The organism is Arcobacter denitrificans (SeqCode) (genome assembly GCF_048571185.1).
Lineage (GTDB): Bacteria > Campylobacterota > Campylobacteria > Campylobacterales > Arcobacteraceae > Arcobacter > Arcobacter denitrificans.
Map to the genome: position 1 here is coordinate 1176572 of NZ_CP182350.1, position 22387 is coordinate 1198958.

18 protein-coding genes are annotated in these 22387 nt (G+C 30.4%); 13 read left to right on the top strand and 5 right to left on the bottom strand.

Annotated elements, in window-relative coordinates:
• Positions 1 to 7: 7 nt before the first annotated feature.
• Positions 8 to 1039 carry a rod shape-determining protein gene (locus ACNI28_RS05855; protein ID WP_419766285.1) on the top strand — a complete coding sequence of 344 codons (1032 nt, stop codon included), beginning with the start codon at positions 8 to 10 and terminating at the stop codon, positions 1037 to 1039.
• A gap of 28 nt (positions 1040 to 1067) precedes the next feature.
• Positions 1068 to 1850 carry a rod shape-determining protein MreC gene (gene mreC, locus ACNI28_RS05860; RefSeq protein WP_419766286.1) on the top strand — a complete coding sequence of 261 codons (783 nt, stop codon included), beginning with the start codon at positions 1068 to 1070 and terminating at the stop codon, positions 1848 to 1850.
• Here the strand turns inward: mreC and ACNI28_RS05865 are convergent.
• Positions 1834 to 2451, bottom strand: coding sequence for a riboflavin synthase (locus ACNI28_RS05865; RefSeq protein WP_419766287.1), 618 nt, complete (start codon positions 2449 to 2451; stop codon positions 1834 to 1836). The genes mreC and ACNI28_RS05865 overlap by 17 nt on opposite strands.
• Positions 2452 to 2624: 173 nt before the next feature.
• Between ACNI28_RS05865 and mnmG the strand changes: the two genes are divergently transcribed.
• Positions 2625 to 4520 (top strand): tRNA uridine-5-carboxymethylaminomethyl(34) synthesis enzyme MnmG, encoded by a 1896-nt coding sequence (gene mnmG, locus ACNI28_RS05870; RefSeq protein ID WP_419766288.1) that lies wholly within the window; start codon positions 2625 to 2627, stop codon positions 4518 to 4520.
• 49 nt (positions 4521 to 4569) lie between these two features.
• Here mnmG and ACNI28_RS05875 read toward each other — a convergent pair whose 3' ends face one another.
• A complete protein-coding gene (locus ACNI28_RS05875) occupies positions 4570 to 5823 on the bottom strand; it encodes an exocyst complex component 4 (protein ID WP_419766289.1) in 1254 nt (417 codons plus the stop codon).
• A 221-nt stretch (positions 5824 to 6044) separates the two neighbouring features.
• Here ACNI28_RS05875 and ACNI28_RS05880 point away from each other — a divergent pair, with 221 nt between their 5' ends.
• The 4 genes from ACNI28_RS05880 to recJ all read left to right on the top strand — a co-directional run bounded on the left by ACNI28_RS05880 (position 6045) and on the right by recJ (position 11686).
• Positions 6045 to 6890, top strand: a complete 846-nt coding sequence (locus ACNI28_RS05880) for a hypothetical protein (protein WP_419766290.1) — start codon at positions 6045 to 6047, stop codon at positions 6888 to 6890.
• 101 nt (positions 6891 to 6991) lie between these two features.
• The gene (gene ccoG / locus ACNI28_RS05885; RefSeq protein ID WP_419766291.1) at positions 6992 to 8380 is read left to right on the top strand and encodes a cytochrome c oxidase accessory protein CcoG; all 1389 of its coding nucleotides are present in this window, start codon (positions 6992 to 6994) and stop codon (positions 8378 to 8380) included.
• 127 nt (positions 8381 to 8507) lie between these two features.
• A complete protein-coding gene (gene pyrG, locus ACNI28_RS05890) occupies positions 8508 to 10124 on the top strand; it encodes a CTP synthase (RefSeq protein WP_419766292.1) in 1617 nt (538 codons plus the stop codon).
• Complete coding sequence (recJ, locus tag ACNI28_RS05895) at positions 10124 to 11686, top strand: single-stranded-DNA-specific exonuclease RecJ (protein ID WP_419766293.1); 1563 nt, start codon at positions 10124 to 10126, stop codon at positions 11684 to 11686. Before pyrG ends, recJ begins: the two co-directional genes overlap by 1 nt.
• Here the strand turns inward: recJ and ACNI28_RS05900 are convergent.
• Positions 11681 to 12262, bottom strand: a complete 582-nt coding sequence (locus ACNI28_RS05900; RefSeq protein WP_419766294.1) for a FlgO family outer membrane protein — start codon at positions 12260 to 12262, stop codon at positions 11681 to 11683. The two genes, recJ and ACNI28_RS05900, sit on opposite strands and share 6 nt — an antisense overlap.
• A 10-nt stretch (positions 12263 to 12272) precedes the next feature.
• Entirely contained in the window at positions 12273 to 12920 is a 648-nt protein-coding gene (locus ACNI28_RS05905; RefSeq protein WP_419766295.1) for a FlgO family outer membrane protein, read from the bottom strand.
• Positions 12921 to 13116: 196 nt separating this feature from the next.
• Between ACNI28_RS05905 and ACNI28_RS05910 the strand changes: the two genes are divergently transcribed.
• A complete protein-coding gene (locus tag ACNI28_RS05910) occupies positions 13117 to 13668 on the top strand; it encodes a DJ-1 family glyoxalase III (RefSeq protein WP_419766296.1) in 552 nt (183 codons plus the stop codon).
• Between the two features lie 13 nt (positions 13669 to 13681).
• Here ACNI28_RS05910 and ACNI28_RS05915 read toward each other — a convergent pair whose 3' ends face one another.
• Positions 13682 to 14251 (bottom strand): FecR family protein, encoded by a 570-nt coding sequence (locus tag ACNI28_RS05915; protein WP_419766297.1) that lies wholly within the window; start codon positions 14249 to 14251, stop codon positions 13682 to 13684.
• Positions 14252 to 14298: 47 nt separating this feature from the next.
• On the opposite strand from ACNI28_RS05915, the gene ACNI28_RS05920 reads away from it, so the two are divergent.
• From ACNI28_RS05920 to surE, 5 genes are all read left to right on the top strand, one after another.
• Positions 14299 to 16410 carry a CHASE2 domain-containing protein gene (locus ACNI28_RS05920; protein WP_419766298.1) on the top strand — a complete coding sequence of 704 codons (2112 nt, stop codon included), beginning with the start codon at positions 14299 to 14301 and terminating at the stop codon, positions 16408 to 16410.
• 70 nt (positions 16411 to 16480) lie between these two features.
• On the top strand, positions 16481 to 17209 hold the full coding sequence (locus ACNI28_RS05925; RefSeq protein WP_419766299.1) for a UDP-2,3-diacylglucosamine diphosphatase: 729 nt from the start codon (positions 16481 to 16483) through the stop codon (positions 17207 to 17209).
• A 5-nt stretch (positions 17210 to 17214) separates the two neighbouring features.
• Entirely contained in the window at positions 17215 to 17961 is a 747-nt protein-coding gene (locus ACNI28_RS05930; RefSeq protein WP_419766300.1) for a patatin-like phospholipase family protein, read from the top strand.
• Between the two features lie 93 nt (positions 17962 to 18054).
• Positions 18055 to 21600, top strand: coding sequence for a DNA polymerase III subunit alpha (dnaE, locus tag ACNI28_RS05935; RefSeq protein ID WP_419766301.1), 3546 nt, complete (start codon positions 18055 to 18057; stop codon positions 21598 to 21600).
• Positions 21597 to 22385, top strand: coding sequence for a 5'/3'-nucleotidase SurE (gene surE, locus ACNI28_RS05940; RefSeq protein WP_419766302.1), 789 nt, complete (start codon positions 21597 to 21599; stop codon positions 22383 to 22385). Before dnaE ends, surE begins: the two co-directional genes overlap by 4 nt.
• Positions 22386 to 22387: the final 2 nt, after the last annotated feature.

The following is a 22387-nucleotide window of genomic DNA, read 5'->3' on the forward strand; positions in this document are numbered from 1 at the left end:
AGAGTAGATGTTTTTAGACAAATTAATTGGATTTTTTTCTAGTGACATGGCTATCGACCTTGGTACTGCTAATACTATCGTTTCTGTAAAAGGAAAAGGTATTATTATCAATGAACCATCAGTTGTTGCTGTTCAACATGATAAATATGGGAAAGATAAAATATTAGCCGTAGGTGTTGAAGCTAAACAAATGATAGGGAAAACACCTTTAAATATTCAAGCTGTAAGACCAATGAGAGATGGGGTTATTGCAGACTTTGAAATGACAGAGAGAATGATTAGATATTTTATTGAAAGAGCTCACTCAAGAAAATCTTTTATAAGACCTAGAATCATTATTTGTATTCCTTATGGAATTACTCAAGTTGAACGAAAAGCTGTTAAAGAATCAGCTTTAAGTGCAGGAGCTAGAGAAGTGTTTTTAGTAGAAGAACCAATGGCAGCAGCAATTGGTGCAGGGATTCCTGTATCTGATCCTTCTGGTTATGTGGTTGTTGATATTGGTGGTGGTACTACTGAGATTGGTGTTACATCTCTTGGTGGACTAGTTCTATCTAAATCAATCAAAACAGCTGGAGACAGATGTGATAAAGCTATTATGGATTATGTTAGACAAAACTATAATCTATACATAGGTGAAAGAACTGCTGAAACTATTAAAATAGAAATTGGTACTGCTGTTAAGCTTGACCAAGAGTTAAAAATCAGAGTAAAAGGTAGAGATAATTCTGGTCTATTATCTACTATTGAGTTAGGAAGTGAAGGTGTTAGAACAGCTATTAAAGAACCTCTTAGAGAAATAGTTGCAGTAGTGAGAAGTGTATTAGAGGACATGCCACCTGATTTAGCTGGTGATGTTGTTGATAATGGTGTTACATTAACTGGTGGTGGAGCGCTTATTCGTGGTTTAGATACTTACTTAGCTGACATTATTAAATTACCTGTAAAAGTTGCTGATGAGCCACTTTTAGCTGTTGCTTATGGTACAAGCAAAGTGTTAGACGAGGAAGCTTTATTAAAATTAATTTCTAATGAATAAACTACTCTTTTTTCTTCTTTTTATAATCATGACTGGTCTATACATTTTCAATGTAGACCAGTCAATAAGCTCAAACTTCAAATTTATAAATGACATAAAAAAATTTTATACAGAAAAACTACTTATTGTTGAAGAGACTTTAACAAAATATTTTTTTCAAGCCCAAACAATTGAAAACATATCATTAGAAAACCAAGATTTAAAAAAATATAGACTACTGTATGCTCAAAAAAATCTAGAACTAACAAAAATCAAAGATGTGCATGAGGAGTTAAAAAACTACAAATCTGATTTAAAACTAGCAAAAGTTTTATCATATGTAGATTTTGATGATTTTACAAAAGTGTGGCTAGATGTAAAAAAAACAGATTCAAAAATAGAGGGTCTAATTTCAGAAAATTATGCAGCTGGAATTATTGTAAATAAAGGCAATCAAGCATTAGCTTTGTTAAACGGAAATGAAAAAAGTAATTATGCTGTTTTTATTGGAGAAAATAATGCTCCCGGTATTACACATGGAACTTCAAACTCAAATACACTTTTAGCAAAGTTTATTCCTATTTGGATAAATATAAAAGTTGGAGATGAAGTAATAACTTCAGGGATGGATAATATCTTTTTTGAAGGATTAAAGGTAGGAAAAGTTGTAGCAATCAAAAAAATGGCAGATATGCAAGAAGCAAAAATAGAACCTTACATAAATGCCCTAGAACAAAACTTTTTTTATATCTATTCAAAAAAAGTAGTCATAACTCCTACTAAAAAACCAATCAAAATACCAACAGTAAAACCAACTAGTAAGAAGCCATAAGCTTATCTACTTGTCCCCAAGTTAAATCATCACTCTTTTCATCTTTTTTAAACATATTATAAATATATCTAGCAAACATATCTGTCTCTAAATTTACTTTTGTTCCTATTTTGTATCTTTTAAATAGAGTATTCTCAATAGTGTGGGGAATAATAGTCAACCTAAAAGAGTCTTTTAAAACTTCATTAACCGTAAGTGATACTCCATCAATAGTTACACTTCCTTTTGAAATTATGAATTTGGCATATTCACTTGGCAAAGATATTATAAAGTCTGTTGAGTTACCATTTTTAGTAATTGATTTAATTATACCTAAACAGTCCACATGACCTTGTACAATATGTCCTTCAAATCTATCTCCCATCATCATAGCAGGTTCCATGTGAACCCTACCCTTGTAGTTTTCCATAGCAAGAATACTTTGTGATTCTGGAGATAACTCAACAGCAAAGGTTCCACTTGAAACTTTTACAACAGTTAAACATGCGCCATTTATTGCTATTGAATCACCTATTTTTGGAGTATATTTTGCTTTTAGTGTAAGAAGATTTGATTTGAGACTTAAGACCTCAGCCATCTCTCTTATTAGTCCTGTAAACACTGCTTTCCTTTAAAATTTTTGTAAAACCATAAATATTTGGTATAATACCGAAAACTTATTGAGAAGCCAATTTTAAACTACACTAAAAAATTAATCAAACTTTTAAGCACTTTTCAATATAAACATAAAAAGAATAGAGATACATTTAATAATTGTGTATTCATGGAGATAAAATGGAATATGATGTAATAGTAGTAGGTGGTGGTCATGCTGGTATTGAAGCTTCATTAGTAAGTGCTAGAATGGGCAAAAAGACTCTACTAATTACTATGCTAGTTGAGCAAATAGGAGCAGCTTCTTGTAACCCTGCAATTGGAGGTCTAGCAAAAGGTCACTTAGTGCGTGAGCTAGATGCAATTGGTGGAGAGATGGGACTTTGTACTGATAGTGCAGGTATTCAATTTAGAATTCTAAATGCCTCAAAAGGTGCAGCTGTGCAAGGAAGTCGAGCACAAATTGATATGGATAGATATAGAGAGTATATGAGAGAAGTTTGTCATAATACTGCTAATCTTGAAATATACCAAGATGAAGTAACATCTTTATTAACATCAAGTGAAAATGAACTTGAAGTTTGTGGTGTAAAAACAAAACTTGGTGAAGAGTTTAAAGCTAAAAAAGTAATCCTTACAACTGGAACTTTTATGAAAGGTCTTATTCACATAGGAAGCTCAACTTATGATGCAGGACGAGCTTGGGAACTACCTTCAACTACCCTATCAACTCAGCTAAAAGAGTTTGAATTAAATGTTGGAAGACTAAAAACAGGAACACCAGCAAGAATTGATGCAAAATCAATTGATTTTTCTAAAATGGAAGAGCATGGAGGAGATGAAAAACCTGTACCTTTTTCTTTTAGAACAGATAAGTCAAGCTTTAATCCAAAACAACATCCCTGTTATATCACATATACAAACTTAGGAACTCATGGTAAAATCTCTAGTAATTTTCACAGAGCACCAATGTTTACAGGGCAAATAGAAGGACGAGGACCAAGATATTGTCCAAGTATTGAAGATAAGGTAAGTAGATTTCAAGAAAGAGATAGACATCAACTATTTCTAGAACCGCAAACAGCAATGTGTACTGAGTATTATATCAATGGACTTAGCACTTCTTTACCAATAGATGTTCAAAAAGATATGATTCACTCTATTGATGGATTAGAAAATGCAAAAATTGTGCGATATGGTTATGCTATTGAGTATGATTATATAGACCCAACGGAGCTAAAACATACCCTAGAGACAAAAAAAGTAAAAAACCTATACCATGCAGGACAAATCAACGCAACAACAGGTTATGAAGAAGCAGCTTCTCAAGGGCTTATGGCAGGAATCAATGCAGCACTATCAATAGATGAAAAAGAGCCATTTATACTAAGACGTGATGAAGCATACATTGGAGTACTAATTGATGATTTGGTTACAAAAGGAACATCAGAACCATATAGAATGTTTACTAGTCGTGCTGAGTATAGATTACTTCTAAGAGAAGAAGGAGCTGACTTACGACTAAGTCAATATGGACATGAGTTTGGTCTAATAGATGATGAAACCATACAAAAAGTACAATTCAAAGATAAATGTATAAAAGAAGCAATTGACTTTATGAAAAATGAATGGTTTACTTCTAAAAAAGAGAATCTTGAACTTTTAGAAAGACTAGGACAAGATAAAATTAAAGATAGAGTTTTATTAGTAGATATTGTAGGAAGAATTGGTGTAACTAATGAGCATCTTGATGAGTTGTGTCCACAGTTCAAAGAGTTGGATGATTATATTAAAGAGCAAATAATAATTGAAGCTAAATATTACAGATATGTTGAAAAACAACAAAAACAAATAGAGAAAATGAAAAAAATGCTTCAATTAAAAATACCAGATAATTTTGACTATGGAATAATCCCTGGCTTATCAAATGAAGCCGTTGAAAAGCTAGAAAAGTTTAAACCACCTACACTTTTCAACGCAGGAGAAATTTCTGGTATAACACCAGCTGCTGTTGATGTGATACATTTATATATAAATTTACAAAACAAATCAATAAAAAATGAGAATATTAAGTAATAATTTCTAACTGTTTTTTAAGGCTAAACTCAAAGGAGTTTAGTCTTTATTAAAAGAACAAATCTTCATCTTTTCCTTCATCTTTTGGTTTTAATCTTTCTATTTTAAATTGTAAATAAGAAGTATTTACATTATGAAATCCAACATTTTTTGAAAAGTCTTCTTTTTTAGTTATTTCACTTATGATAACTTCCATAGATTCTATATTTTTAATTTCTAATTCTTCTTCTATCCCTCCATAAGTACTCATTAATGAATCAAAGGCATAATGATAATCATATGCTAATTTTCCTTTATCATTAAGGAGTTTTTTTATAAAGACCCATCTATCAAAAATTATACTCCAAGCTTTTTTTTGCTCAGTTGTAATACATAAATTAGAAATAATTTCTTTCCATTTAAATAAAGCAAAATAAGCCTGATGACTCACCCACAACTCTTTTATCCACCAATCTTGATATTTAGGAAAGCCTGAAAATGTTTTTGTTTTTACTTCTGGGATAAATATCTCATTTATTTTATTGAATTCATTATTGAGACTTTTTATAATAGATTCAATTTTTTCTATCTCTTCTTTATCACTATTTTTTTCTGATTGTTTTTCCTTTAATAGTTTTTCGTTTTTTTCTAAAGACTTTGTTATCTCTTCAAGTTTTACAGTTTTTCCTTTTAATATCATTTCTTTTTTTTGTAAAACTTTTTCATTTCCTTCATTTATATTCTGTATTATATTTGAACTTAACACATAAAAATGAAGGACAACAATAGGAAGAAGAAAATCAATTGTTGCTATCTCTTGTAAATCTTCTTCATCTATTTGCTTTTTTATTGCTTGAAACTCGCTTCTTATATCTGCTAGTTTACTAGAAATGTCATTTAGGTCTGAAAGGGACATCTCTAAGGATTTTGTTGCTATTTCAAATAGTTCTTTATCATCAAAGTTAATATCAGTAGGTAGCTCTTCTATGATTCTTAATACTTCTAATTTTTTATCATTACTTTGTTCTATATTTAGCTTTATTCTTGAGGGCTGTGCATCAAAGTATTTTTTTCTTTCTGCAAGAAATACTAATCTTTCTTTCTCTTCAAGTTCTTTTTCATCCATCGTTAAAAGTTGGGCTAGCATTTTTTTATATTTTTCAATAAGTTCTGTTGATACTTCTAAAGAATTTTCTGCTGAAGCAAAGGATACACGAGAAAGTTTATTTATTCCTGCTTCATGGTTTTTAATTTGTTCTTTATGTAAAACTATCTTTGCTTCGTTTTCTTTAATAAGTGTTTCAAGTGCAATAATACTTTCCATATTAGATATCCTTTAAACAATTCTATAAAAAGATTTTATCTTATTTCTAATGAAATTCAATAGGGTTTAAACTTAATATCATTATTGTATATAACTTATTAAATTATTCTCATGTTTTTTGAGGGAATTTTTTTGTTAAATTTAACTAAAACATTGTACAATCCCAAAAAACTAGAATATTATTGAATTTTAATATCAAGATATAAAAGGAAAGACAAACAGTGCAAGTTTATATTTATGCAAAAAGTGGACACAATATTGGTCTTGAAGCTACAAGAAAGTGTTCAGCTATTGCATCAAAATTAAAAGAGTTTGATCCTATTTTATGTACATGTGATTTTAGAGCTGGTGCATATGCAAAAGAAGAACTTGGCATTAGAAGATATGTAAGTGTAGATGTTCTAACAAACCTTCCAAATATGATGAAAAGAGATGATATCCTCATATTTGATTCAAATGAAACCACAGATTTTATGGAAACTCATATGAAAGATTTTTGTTCATTACTTTATAAAGTGGGTGTTGATACACCTAATTATATTGTAGATGATACACTTTTCACAAAAAATGATAATCCTACTTTAGAAAAAACTCTTTTTTTTGGGGATGATGATTATAATAATATGCTACTAGAACTTACAAATAGTAGCTCAAAACAAGAACTAAACTTACTTTTAGGACACTACTTCTTTTTAGGTAATGAATCAAAACTATCTAAATATTTTGCTAAACTATTTACAGATGAAGAGTATATAAATACCATATCAAATTCAAAGTTTTTATTAACAACTTCGCTTCAAAGTTGCTTTGAATCTATTGCTTGTGGCAACAATCCTGTTTTACTTTTACGAAAAGACAAAGAGTATAATATGGAATTTATTTCAAATTTAAACATTCCTACAATAAACTATAACGAAAACTTAGATAAAATAGTCTCAGAATTTGAAGAAAAAATATTTTCTTATCCAAAACTAAATGAATTAGATAATTTTGATTTTACTCCTATCATAGAACAAGTAACTAAAAAAACAGCTACTTATAACAAACTTACGAGTAAAGAATCATAAGCTAAACTTATCAAATTTTTATGCTATTTGTAAGTTCTTATCTTCTATAATTCAAAAAACAAAGATGAGTGAATATAAGCTCATCTTATTAAAGGTAAAATATGGCTACCGATACTACCCAGCTTCCTAAGAAACGACCCTATAGATTTAATAGGTATTATGTTTATTTAATTGTTACAATTATGTCTTTGTCTATTCCGTTTATTAGAATAGATGGAAATCACATCTTTTTATTATCATTTGATAAAAAGCAACTTCACCTAATGGGGATTGCATTTGATATGCAAGAACTTTACATGATGCCCTTTTTATTGATGTTATTATTTTTAGGTATTTTTGCAGCTACTGCGATTGGTGGTAGAGCATGGTGTGGATGGGCATGTCCCCAAACTATTTTTAGAGTTATTTATAGAGACTTAATAGAATCTAAACTTTTAAAATTAAGAAGAATCAAAAACAAACAAAAAGAACCTGACTATTCAAAAGCAGAAAATGCAAGTAAAAAAGTTATAGGTATTATTTTATGGTCTATTTTATCTCTAATTGCAGCTGCTGACTTTATGTGGTATTTTGTTCCACCTGAAGATTTTTTTGCATATTTACAAGACCCTACAGAACACATGTTTCTAATAGGGATTGTTTTATCTATTGCTGCCTTTTTAATATATGATGTTGTAAAGTTAAAAGAAGATTTTTGTGTTTACGTATGCCCATATTCAAGAGTTCAATCAGTTTTATATGATGATAATACTCTTCAAGCTATCTACTCTACAAATAGAGGTGGGGATATTTATAATGATAAAAAAGAAAAAATCATTTTTAAAGCAAAAGATTTGCCAGACCCTACAAATGAGTGTACAACCTGTGAATCATGTGTTACAGTGTGTCCTACGCATATTGACATTAGAAAAGGTCTACAACTAGAATGTATCAACTGCTTAGAGTGTGTTGATGCTTGTACTACTGTTATGGGTAAGCTTGGAAAAGAATCATTGGTACAATGGACAAGTGCAAATAATATTAAAAATAATATCCCAACAAAAGTTATTAGAAAGTCTACTATAATGTATAGTGTTGCCTTACTTCTAATAATTGGTCTTTTGTTTGTAATGGGTGGTAAAAAAGAGTACATGCTATTAAATGTAAATAAAACAACACAACTTTATAAAATAAAAGATGATGGAATAGTTGCAAATAATTTCTTATTCTTATTCCAAAATACAGATTCAAAAAACCATAGATATAACTTAGAAATAATTGACCATAAAGATATCTATATAAAAAGATTTAGACCATTTAATCTAAGTGCAGGAAAACTTGCAAAAAAAGTTGTAATTTTAGAAACATCAAAAAGGTTGATTGATGATGCAGAAAGAGACACACCAATTCCAGTGACTATTAGAGCTTATGCAGTTGATGAACCAGATAGAGTTCAAGTATTTAGAAAAGCTGTATTTATCTATCCAAGAGCAGATAAAATTAAAGAATAATGCCCTTAGTAAGTGTAAATTTAAATATTTACACTTACAAAAATCTCACAAGAAATTAAACCCCTCTTAACAAAACCTTAGCTATAATCGCGAAATAATAACTACTATTTTTCACGGAGTATCACTAATGACTAAATTTATATTTGTTACAGGTGGGGTATTGAGTTCCTTAGGAAAAGGGATAACTTCTGCCTCTATTGCCACTATTTTAAAACAATCAGGTTATAAAGTAACCATGCTAAAAATCGACCCATATTTAAATGTTGACCCAGGAACAATGAGTCCATTAGAACATGGAGAAGTATTCGTAACAGCAGATGGTGCTGAAACAGATTTAGATTTAGGAAACTACGAAAGATTTATTGATGTAACTCTTGGTGCAAAAAATAGTTTTACGACAGGACAAGTTTATCAATCAGTGATCAAAAGAGAGAGAGAAGGTGGATACTTAGGAAAAACTATTCAAGTAATTCCCCATGTAGTAGATGAAATTAAAGCAAGAATTTTTGATGCAGCAGAAGGTCATGACTTTTTAATAGTAGAACTTGGTGGAACAGTTGGAGATATTGAAGGCCTTCCTTTTATGGAATCAATTAGAGAAATTAGACATGAATTAAATAAAGATAGAACTATGAATATTCATGTAACACTAGTTCCTTACATAGCAGCAGCAGGGGAACTTAAAACAAAGCCAACTCAACACAGTGTTCAGGAATTGAGAAGAATCGGTATTACTCCTCATATGCTTGTTTGTAGAAGTGAAAGACCTTTACCTAAAGAGCTAAAGAAAAAGCTTGCTATGTCTTGTGATATTAATAATAATGCAGTAATAGAAGCAGGTGATGCACAATCAATTTATCAAGTACCAATGAACTTCTTAAAGGAGGGAATCCTAACTCCACTTTCAGAGCACTTCAATATCAAAATCAAACCAAATATGGAAAGATGGGAAACTCTTGTAAAACATATTGTTCTTCCACAAGAAGAAGTTACAATTGCATTTGTTGGTAAATACTTAGAATTAAAAGAATCATATAAATCTTTAATTGAAGCCTTAATCCATGCAGGTGCACACTTAAATACAAAAGTTAATATTAACTGGTGTGATAGTGAAAGAATAGAAGATGTTGGTGCTTATGACATTATAGGAAACTCTGATGCAGTTTTAGTTGCAGGTGGTTTTGGAAATAGAGGAGTTAATGGAAAATTAAAAGCAATTGAATATGCAAGAGTAAACAATATACCATTTTTAGGGATTTGTTTAGGAATGCAACTTTCTATTGTAGAGTATTGTAGAAATGTTCTTGGAATAGAAGATGCAAACTCTATTGAGTTTGATGAGCATACTAAAAACCCAGCTATTTATTTAATTGACGAATTTATGGACCAATCAGGAAACAAACAGCTAAGAACTCATAAGTCACCAATGGGTGGAACAATGAGATTAGGAGAGTACCCATTTAATCCTAAAGCTGGAACAAAACTAAAAGCTGCTTATGGTAAGAATGATACATATTACGAGAGACATAGACATAGATATGAAGCAAATCCTACATATAAAGAGAGACTAGAAGAAGCAGGGATGATTGTTTCTGGTGAATCTGATGGATTAATTGAAGCAGTTGAGATTAAAGATCATCAATGGTTTGTTGGGGTTCAATTTCATCCAGAGTTTACTTCACATTTAGAAACACCAAATCCAATCATCTTGGACTTTGTAAGACAAGCCACAAAATCAAATTAATGTCTAAGGTCACAAAACAAAAACTTTTTGACATCCTATCTGCAAGACACGAAAAGAGTAGCTACTCTAAACTTGCAGATATCCCTCCTCCCACAAACTTTAAAGATATAGATAAAGCAACTAAACGAGTAAAAAAAGCCATACTTGACAATGAAAAAATAACAATTGTTGGAGACTACGATGTTGATGGAGTAGTTTCAACATCAATAATGGTAGATTTTTTCAATAAAATTGCTTATGAAGTTGAGTATATTATTCCCAATAGGTTTGAACATGGATATGGATTATCAACTAAGATTTGTGATCTTATAAATGAAGGTATAGTAATCACTGTAGATAATGGAATCTCTGCTTGTGAAGCAACTGAGCTTTTAAATAATAAAAACATTGATGTAATAATAACAGACCACCATACAGTGGGAGACAGTATCCCCAACGCATATGCCATTATAAATCCCAAACAACAAGAGTGTAACTTCCCTTTCAAAGATATTTGCGGAGCTCAAGTGGCTTGGTATTTTTGTGCATCTATAAAAAAAGAGTTAAATCTAAATATCAATATGAGTGATTTTTTAGACCTCTTATGCATTGCAATAATAGCTGATATGATGCCAATGACTAGCCTAAATTATACTATGGTAAGAAATGGTTTAAAAAAAATAGAGACTTCAAAAAGAGTTGCCATATCCCACTTACGAAATATCATGAGAAAAAATACTTTTGTGTCTGATGATATAGGATTTATAATAGCTCCTAAAATAAATAGTGCAGGGAGAATGGAAGATGCCTCAATTGCCTTATCTTTTCTTCTTTCAGACAACATTGAAGAGGCAAATGAGTCCCTAGAGCTTTTAGAAGAACTAAACAATAGAAGAAAGACTCTACAAGAAGAGATATCTCTAAAAGCAAAGTATGAAATTGATATAAATGACAAAGCAATAGTTGTTTGGGGTGAAAATTGGCATGAAGGAGTTATTGGTATAGTTGCATCAAAGCTATCCCATGCTTTTAAAAGACCAGCTTTTATATTCTCAATAAAAGATGGCATTGCCAAAGGAAGTGCAAGGGCAAATGCAGATATCAATTTACACTCAATTATTTCACAAGCACAGCATCTTTTATTGGGTTTTGGTGGGCATAAAAATGCAGCTGGCATAAATATGGAAGTTAAGCATTTAGAAGAGTTTAAAGCTATTATGAATAGTGTTGTATCAAATACATCAAAAGAGCTATATATTGAGCCTATTACACTGGGAGAACTTGATGTTTCTAGTGTTGATTTAGAATTTATGCAAATAATAGAGAGCTTTGAACCATATGGCTTAGAAAACCACAAACCAATCTTTAAAATAACAAATGCAGAAATCATAAAGTCTGAACTTTTTGGTAGAGAAAAAAACCACCTAAAACTTTTCCTAAACTCAGATGGCTTTGAATTTGAAGCTATAAAATTTTATAGTAGTAATATAAATAAAAGTTTTATTGATATGGTAATATCAGTAAATAAAAATGAGTTTAGAGGAAATATAAACCCTCAATTTTTAATTCAAGATATCTTATAAAACTAAAGGTGCGTAAGTAGTCCTTGCATCAGGTGTTCTTTCTAAATCTAGTATCTCTTCATCTATTAGTGTAGAAGCACTTGAAGAGCTTAATATCGTACCAGTTCTTATATTTATAAGTTTTATAAATACAATTAATCTCTTTGTTGTAACACTGTATGTTCCAACAACTGCAAAGTTTTCATTGATAACTTGATTATTTATTCTATTTGAGTTTCTAGTTAGCAGATTAAACCCATGTTGACCAATTCTAAAGTCATTACCAAGTTCAACTTCTCTAACTAATATATTTCTATTAAGTAAAGAGTTTTTTAAAGAGTCAGATAACAAAAATCCCAATTTAGAATGGTTTTGCAATCTATCAAGATTAACAAAGTCTGATACTAATACAGTCTCATCTTTAAAAATATTTTGGTCAAATTTTGCATAAGATTTTTCAACCAACGCTCTAAGCATTGCTTGGAAGTTATTTGCTCCATCAATGTCTTTATAAACGCATGAAGTAAAAAGAAGAGGAAGTAAAAGAGATGTTAAAAGTAGTTTTAGCATCTCTTTTTTTAAAACTTTGGGTTTCATAAACTATATATTATTCTGACATTATTTTTATAGTTCTAGGAGGTTTACAATCCTTGAAAATAACACAATCATTTCTTAATCCATGTTCATATGTAGACCTAGCACTTGTAATAATTTGTCCATTTGCATTATCAATTACTCTAGCATTTAACATTATTTTTCCATATTGTCTAGAATATGTTCCAACAACAATAAAACTATTTTGGACATTTTCTTTCATTTTACTTACATTTCTTGTAATAAAATATTCACCTTGTGCATTTACAGAAACACCAAGTTGCCCTCTAAATTCAATAATATTAAAACCTCTGTTTGATAGTTCATTTATCAAACTTTCACTAATAACTCTTCCAAACTCAGTCGTCTTTTTGAAGTTATCTAGTCTAACAAAAGATGTGATTAAAACAGACTTACTCGTATGCATTTTATTATTTTGCATCATTTGAGTTGCAAGTGAAGAAATTGTAGCCTCTAAAGAACTTTGTGTTGTAACATGTACTTGCATATCTTCTGCAATCTTTAAATGTTGTTTTGTAATTTGAACTTTCTTATCAGCTTTTTTTACCCCTGCATCTTCTGGTGACATTTTATTCCCAGCAGTTAAAAGTGTAAGTGTTGATAAAAGTATCAGACTAGAGTTTCTCAATAGCTTAAGCATGTATTACCCCTTTTTCATAATTGATAAATTTTATTTAAACTTTACTTATATGTACTTGAATAGTCATCATTTTATCTCTTTGCAGTCATTGTTTAAACTAATATTAATAAATGTAAGTTTTTTATCTCCCCCCTACAATGTTAAAATTCTACTTCAATATAAGAAATATGCTAAAATAAATAAAAAAGGATTAAAAATGGCAAAACTTTTAATACCTATTTCAAATGGTTTTGAAGAGATTGAAACGGTTAGTATAATCGACATTTGTAGACGTGCAAATATTGAAGTAACTATTGCATCTATAGAGAATATAGAAGTAAAAGGGGCACATCAAATATCAATAAAAGCTGATACATTATTATGTGATATTGAGGGAAAAGATTTTGATATGATTGCTCTACCGGGTGGATTACCAAATGCTTTTAACCTTGCCGAAGATGAACTTTTACAAAAAACTCTTAAAAAATTCAAAGAAAACAATAAAAATATTGCTGCAATTTGTGCAGCTCCCTATGCTCTTTTTGAAGCAGGTGTTTTAAATAAAAACTATACATGTTATCCTGGATTTGAAGGAAAGATCAATGGACATAATTATATTCAAAATCAAGATGTAGTAATTGATAATAAAGTATTGACATCAAGAGGTCCAGCAACAGCTATGACTTTTGCTTTAGAGATAGTTAAAATATTAAAAGGACAAGAAAAATACGAAATAGTAAAAGAAGCGATACTAGCAAAAAATTGCTAGTATTTTTTATAAATTATTTATCAAAGTCAGGAACTCTTCCTACCATAGCTTCAAGTTCTCTAAGATCATCATCTGTATGACCTTCTTTTAGTTTTGCAGGTTTTACACTTCCATCATCTTTTACCCAAACCATATTATGATGAGTTGCAGAATACTTTTTATGCTCTTTATGAGTCTCTAATTCTGTCTCTCCATAACAAGTACAAAAATATACTTTACCTTTTTTTTGTTCTAAATAAACACCCGTTCCTCTAATCCCAGCTGTCATATTTTCTGTTTTTACTTCATGGTTTCCACCTTTTTCAAAAACAGCTAAAACTCCACCTGTTACTACATTTAGGCTTTTTACACCAGCTTTTTCATTGATTGAAAATTTTGCATCACCTTTTGCCAAAAATGCATCTTTTCCTATGTTAAATCTTACTTTTGAGTTTTTACCAGTTTTGATAAAATCCCCTAACTTTACAACACTATTTTTAGTGGCCTTTTCTCCATTTATATAGACTTCTCCACTACTTACTACATTATCTGCAAATGCCGTAAATAAAAAAATAGATGACAGACAAATAATTATCTTTTTCATATCTTTTCCCTCAAACAGAATTTAGTTCAATTATTATATCATAAGTGATGAAACTTTTTATTAAACGAAAAATTCTATTTTTCTTCACAATTTTTTTACTACTTATTTTTTCTTATTTAAACTTTGATAAAACAACTAGTAACTTTGATGAAAAAATTAGAGAGATTCTTTTTGAAATAAGAGGTGATATTCCTACAAGCCAAAAAGTCACAATAATTGATATTGATGAAAAATCCATAAGTGCTATAGGGCAATGGCCTTTTGGTAGAGAGTATATGGCACAAGTTTTAGCAAACCTTACAAATGCAAGAGCTGGAATTATAGGTATTGATATAATTTTCTCCGAATTTGATAGAAGTTCTCCTTCATTTATGGCAAAAAGTCTAAACGTAAAAGGTGAATTTAGAGACAATGATGAACTTTTAGCAGCTGTGGTTTCACAAACTCCTACTGTATTAGGATACTATTTTACAAAAGACTTATCAAAAAACTCACAACCTATACCTAGTACAAAATTTATACCAAGCAGTTCACCTCATCTTATAAGTTTTAATAATGTAGTTACAAATATATCTCCTATACAAGAGAGTGCTTATTCATCTGGATTTTTTAATGCCTTCAATGATTATGGTGGTAAAATGACAAAAATGCCTTTGATGCTAAAATATAAAGATAATATTTACCCATCTTTAGTTTTTGAAATGATAAATCTGGCAAGTCAAACAAAAGAAGTAAAAATAATCCAAGATAAATATGCCATTCATGGAGTTAAACTTTCAAATATAGAAATACCCACAGATAAAAATGGATTTATGAGAATAAATTTTAGAGGTGCAAAAAATAGCTTTAAATATATCTCCTTTTTGGATGTACTAAATGGCAATTTTGACAAAAAAGATGTAAATGGAAAGTTTATTTTAATAGGGACATCTATTACAACACTTGCTGATTTAAGAGCTACAGTATATGACTTAGCTATGCCTGGAGTTGAAATTCATGCAAATATGATTGATAACATTTTAAAGGGTGACTTTTTATATGAACCACCCTTTTCAAAAGCTATTGATATTTTGATAATTCTATTTTTAACTCTTATTTTAGGTCTTGTTCTATTATACTTATCATCTGTTTTTACACTAATTGCTGTCTTTATTTTATCATCTATTTTATATATGAGTTATTATTATTTACTCTTTTCTCAAGGGCTTATTTTAAATCTTTTTTATCCTTTAGTTTCAATCCTAATTACTACAATAAGTGCCTTTTATATTAACTACCAAAGGGAACAAAAACAAAAAGAGTTTATAAAAGATAAGTTTGCTAAAAAAGTCTCTTTAGAAGTTGCCAATGATTTATTATCAAATGAAAACAGTGACTTTCAAGCAAAAGAGAAAGAGCTAACAGTTTTCTTTAGTGACATAAGAGGATTTACTAATCTTTCAGAAAAATTTGATTCTCCACAAAAACTTATTGAACTTCTAAATAGATACTTTGAACCAATGAGTGAAAGTATTACTAAAAACCATGGAACTATTGATAAGTTTATAGGTGATGCCATTATGGCTTATTGGAATGCTCCATGTGATGTTTCTAATCATGCAGACAAAGCTTTACAAACTGCTTTACTGCAACTTGAAGAGTTAGAAAAACTTAATCATGAACTTCAAAAAGACTCTAAACTGAAGATTGAAATAGGCATAGGAATTCATACTGGATTAGCTGTTGTAGGAGAGATGGGCTCAACAGGAAGAAGTGATTATACAATTATTGGAGATAATGTAAATCTAGCTTCAAGAATCGAAGGTCTTACAAAAACTTTTGGAGTAAAATTAATAATATCAGAATCTACAAAGACTCAATTAAGCCAAGAATACCACTTCAAATACTTAGCAAGTGTTGTAGTAAAAGGTAAAAGTAGCGCCATCAAACTTTATGAAGTTTTGACAAAAAAAGAGTATGGAAAGTTTAAAGACAAAGAGGCTGATTATAGTGAGGCTATAAAGTATTATGAAATTTTAGAGTTTGAAAAAAGCAAAGCCATTTTTGAAAAGATGGATAAAATAGAACCTTCCATATTAAATAAGATGTATATTAATAAATGTATGGAACTATTAACTTCAAAAGAGTCAAATAAAGATTTTATAATGCATAGTAAATAAAACTATTTTTCAAGCAAAACATTACTTGAATTGATGCCATAATGTAACCATTTACAATTACAATCAAGCCATGAAATACAAAACAATATTTATATCAGATGTACATTTAGGTACAAGGTTTGCACAAGCGGAAAAACTTATTGATTTTTTAAAAGAGAATGAAAGTGAAAATCTCTTCTTAGTGGGAGATATTATTGATGGCTGGTCAATAAAAAGAAAATTTGTTTGGCCACAATCTCACTCTGATGTAATACAAAAAATCCTAAGAAAAGCAAGAAAAAGTACAAATGTATATTTAATCACAGGTAATCATGATGAGTTTTTAAGACCCTTTGTCCCTCTTGTTTTGGGAAATAACTTAGAAGTTTCAAATGAATTTACCTATACTTCAATAAGTGGGAAAAAATATTATATTACCCATGGTGACTTTTTTGATTCTATTACTATGACAAAAAAGTGGTTAGCTATCTTGGGTGATTATGGATATGACTTTTTACTTTATGTAAATCATATATTACATAAAATAAGAAAAACTTTTAAAATAAACTCCCAATGGTCACTATCTAAATATATAAAGGATAATGTCAAAAGTTCTGTTAATTTTATAAATGATTTTGAGAAAGTTTTAACTGAACATGCAAAACACAAAGGTTATGATGGTATTATTTGTGGACATATTCATAAAGCAGAACAAAGAGATATTGGTGGGATTGAATATAAAAACTGTGGTGATTGGGTTGAATCATGTACAGCAGTAGTGGAGACATATGAAGGTGATTTTAAAATTATTACTTGGTAAAATAGATGGATAATTTAGCACTTTGCTTAAGTGGAGGAGCAGCACGTGGTGCATTTCACTTAGGTATTTTAGCCTATTTAGAAGATAAAGCCATAGAGATAAAAGCTTACTCAGGAAGCTCAATTGGAGCTATAATTGCTTGTTCTCATGCCAGTGGCATAGAAGCTAGAAAACAACTAGAAATATTTAAAAGTGATGAAATAAAAAAAACACTAAAGTTTAACTACTTTAAAAATGGACTACTTCGTATTGATAAAGAGCACCATCTTTTAGATAAAATATTACCCATTAAAAATCTTGAAGATATCCCAAAAAGTGTCCATGTCAATGCTTATGATACAAAAACAAAAAAAATTTACTATTTTAACAAAGGGGAAACTCACACTTTATGTTTAGCCTCAAGTGCCTTGATTCCTATTTTTAAGCCTATTCATTATGAACACAAATATCTAATTGATGGGGGACTTTTTGATAATATTCCAATTATTCCACTACAAAACAAAGATTATAAAATTGTTAGTATAGACTTGATGCCTAAATCTGAAAAAAATCTGAAAAAAAGGTTTGATTTATTAAAACCTCTAAAAAAAAGACTCTTTCAAACACGCTTTAATAATGGGAACTACTCTATACAACATAGCAATTTATATATAACTCATCCACAACTTAGACAAACACCAATGTTTACTTTTAAAGGGCTTCAAGATATATTTGAGTTAGGATATAAAGAAGCACCAAAATACTTCTCTTAAAATAGTTTTAAATATTTAAGCTTATTAGATATTTCCATCAGTTTTTAATTGCGATTTTGTTATAATCGCCACATAAAATATTAAAGAATTAACATGTCACAAACACCCGAATTTACGCACTTACACTTACATACAGAGTACTCACTTTTAGATGGTGCTAATAAAATAAAAGAATTAGCCAAAAAGATAAAAGAATTAGGAATGAAAAGTGTTGCCATGACAGACCATGGTAATATGTTTGGTGCCATTGACTTTTATAAAGCAATGAAAGCAGAAGGAATAAAACCCATAATTGGGATGGAAGCTTATATTCATAATTCAGAAGAGTTAGATGATAAGTCCCATAGAAAAAGATTTCACTTATGTTTATATGCAAAAAATGATGCAGGATACAAAAACTTAATGTTTCTAACAAGCCAAGCATATATGCATGGCTTTTACTACTATCCAAGAATAAATAAAAAGATATTAAGAGAGCACAGTGAAGGGCTTATATGTAGTGCAGCTTGTTTACAAGGTGAAGTAAACTGGCATCTAAATACACAAAGTGAAAGAAATGTAAAAAATGGTGCCAAAGGGTATGAAGAAGCAAAAAGAATTGCTTTAGAATATAAAGAGATATTTGGAGATGATTTTTACTTAGAAATCATGAGACATGGCATTTCAGACCAACACTTTATTGATGATCAGATTTTAAAAATATCAAAAGAGACTGGCATAAAAGTAGTTGCTACAAACGATACCCACTATTTAAAACAAAAAGATGCTGATGCCCATGAGGCTTTCATGTGTATTGCTATGAATAAACTTTATGATGATCCAAATAGATTAAGACATAGTGTTCATGAGTTTTATTTAAAATCATCAGAGCAAATCTCAAAACTATATGCAGATATCCCTGAAACAATCCATGCAACTCAAGAAATAGCCAATAAATGTAATTTGGAGATAAAATTAGGTGACCCTACTCCTCCAAACTTCAAGTTTACTAGAGAAAAGTCACAAGAGCAAGGATTAACACTTCCCGAACCAGAACTTGAATACTCTTTAGAAAATGATAAGATTTTATTTATTCATGAATGTTGGCAAGGTTTAGAAAAAAGACTTGAAATAGTTCCCCAAGAGAGGCATCAAGAGTATAAAGATAGATTGCAAGTAGAGATTGATATTATCAATAATATGAAATTCCCAGGATATATGCTTATTGTTTGGGACTTCGTAATTGTTGCAAAACAAATGGGAATACCAGTAGGTCCAGGACGAGGATCTGCAGCTGGAAGTTTAGTTGCCTTTTCTCTTGCTATTACAGATATTGACCCTATTCCTTATGGTTTACTTTTTGAGAGATTTCTAAATCCTGAAAGAATATCAATGCCAGATATCGATATGGATTTCTGTCAAGCTAGAAGACAAGAGATTTTAGATTATGTAATTGAAAAATATGGTAGAGCCAATGTTGCTCAAATTATCACTTTTGGTAAACTTCTTGCAAAAGGTGTTATTAGAGATGTTGCCAGAGTTCTTGATATGCCATACTCTCAAGCAGATGCCATGGCAAAACTTATCCCTGATGAATTAGGGATAAACTTAACCTCTTCATATGAAAAAGAACCCAAGATAAAAGAACTTTGTGATTCAAACCCACAAGCTAAAAGAGTTTGGGAGTTTGCCCTAGCCCTAGAGGGTCTAAATAGAAACGCAGGAACACATGCAGCTGGTGTTGTTATTTCAAATGAGCCATTATGGAATAAAACGCCCCTATTCAAACCTTCAGGAATGGAAACTCTTGCAACCCAATACAATGGAAAGTATGTAGAAGATGTTGACCTTATCAAATTTGACTTCTTGGGTTTAAAAACCCTAACTGTTATTGAAGAAGCAAATAAATTAATAGAACAAAGACATGGAAAAAGAGTCGATTTCCTTACAGTTGATGTAAATGATAAGGGTGTTTATGACCTAATTCAAACGGGAAATACAATTGGGTTATTCCAAATAGAATCCGATGGTATGCAAGATTTGTGTAAAAGATTAAAACCATCAAACTTCGAGGATATTATCGCCGTACTAGCCCTCTACAGACCAGGTCCAATGGAGTCTGGGATGCTTGATGACTTTATTGATAGAAAACATGGGCGAGCAAAGATTGATTACTTCTATGATGAGTTTGATGCACCATTAAGACCTATATTGGAGCCAACTTATGGGGTTATTGTTTATCAAGAGCAAGTTATGCAAATCGTACAAACTATTGGTGGATTTAGCCTTGGAGGTGCGGATTTAGTTAGACGGGCTATGGGTAAAAAGATTAAAGAAGAGATGGATAGACTAAAAGTTGAGTTTGCAGAGGGTGGAGTAAAAAAAGGATTCCAAAAGACTCACTGTGAAGAGCTATTCGACCTGATTGTAAAGTTTGCTGGATATGGGTTTAATAAATCTCACTCAGCAGCATATGCCCTAGTTACCTTTTACACTTCTTATTTAAAATGTTACTACCCATCTGAGTTTATGGCAGCCCTTTTAACTTTGGAAAAAGATAATACAGACAAAGTTGTAAAATATGTGGATGAAGTAAAAAGACTGAAACTAGATCTTTTCCCACCTGACATAAATAAATCAGACCTTGTATTTTCTGCAAAAAAGATTGATGGTCAAGAAGTTGTAATGTTTGGAATGGGTGCCATAAAAGGTGCAGGTGATGTTGCCATTAAATCTATTTTAAAAGAGAGAAATGAAAATGGCAATTATGTAGATTTTGCAGATTTTATTTCTAGAGTTGATGGAAGTAAAGTAAATAAACGAGTATTTGAGTCCCTAGCAAAAGCTGGAGGTTTTGATACTTTTGGGTATTCAAGACGATCAATTTTACAGCAAATTGAACTTATAAATGAGACCGTTGGAAAAGCAATGGCTGCAAAAAAGATGGCAACAGGTTCACTTTTTGGAGACTCACAAGAATTAACAAAAATTGAAGTAGAACTAGAAACTTTTGAAGAGTATGAATTAAAAGAGTTGTTAGAATTAGAGAAACAATCTTTAGGTTTTTATGTATCGGGACATCCTCTTGATGAGTATAGGGAACAACTTGATGGTATAAGTTATACCTTATCTTCAGAAATTGAAGACTTGGGAGATGGAAGTGAAGCACTTTTCATTGGAAAAGTTGAAACTATCACAGAGAGGATTTCTAAAAAAGGAAACAAATTTGCAATAATGAGCCTTATGGATTTTCATGGAAATATTGAGCTTATGCTTTTTGAAGATAGATTAAAAGAGTTAAGAGAAGATTTTAATTTAGATGAACCTATTGCCTTTAAAGTAAGGATTTCAAAAGATGATCAATTTACAAGAATCAATCTACGAAAAATCGAGACTTTAAAAGAAGCAAAAAAAGAAAAAATCAAAACAAAACAAAAAGCAATAGTAGAACCACCTATAACAGTTGCAGTAAACTTTACAAATGATGATAGAATCATGTATGACCTTTTTGAAATAATTGCACATAATCAAGGTAAAAGAGAGCTAAAACTATTAGTAAAATCAAAACTTGGTGATATTGAACTTGATAGTGGGTTTAAAGTCACCTCAAATATAGAAAATCTTGTAAAATCACTTGATGGAGTATTTATAGCACAATGAAACATATCCTCATAACAAACGATGATGGCTTTGATGCAATTGGAATAAAAGCCTTAATAAAAGCACTAAGCCCTATAGCAAAACTTACAGTTGTAGCACCTGCTAAAAATAAATCTGCCTGTGGTCACTCATTAACACTTGATAGACCATTAAGAATGATTAATGTAAACGATGATTATTATAAAATTGATGATGGGAGCCCAACTGATTGTATTTTCATATCTATTAACAATCTTTTTAAAGAAGGGTACAAGCCTGATTTAGTAATTAGTGGTATAAATATTGGTGCAAATATGGGAGAAGATATCACCTACAGTGGAACAGCAGCCGCTGCTATGGAAGCTACACTTCAAGGTATTCCTGCAATTGCAATCTCTCAAGTATGTAATAATAGATGTGAAGATATTACTAGTGAAAAAGATTTTGCATTGGCAAAAAAAACCATAGCAACAATTGCAAAAAAAATACTAGAAAATAAATTCCCTTTAGAAAATAGAAGATTTCTAAATATAAATATACCTCCAATAAAAGAAAATGAATGCAAAGGTATTAAAATAACAAAAGCAGGATATAGGGTTTATGGCAATGATACACACAGACATCTAAATCCAAGGGGAGAAGAGTTCTATTGGATTGGACTTCATCCTTTGATTTGGGAAAGAAGTGAGAACTTAGATTGTGATTTTGAAGCCATCAAAGGAAATTTTATCTCTATTTCTCCTATAATGTTGGATATGACTTCATATGATGACATAACAAATTTAAATAATTGGATAAAGGAATAACA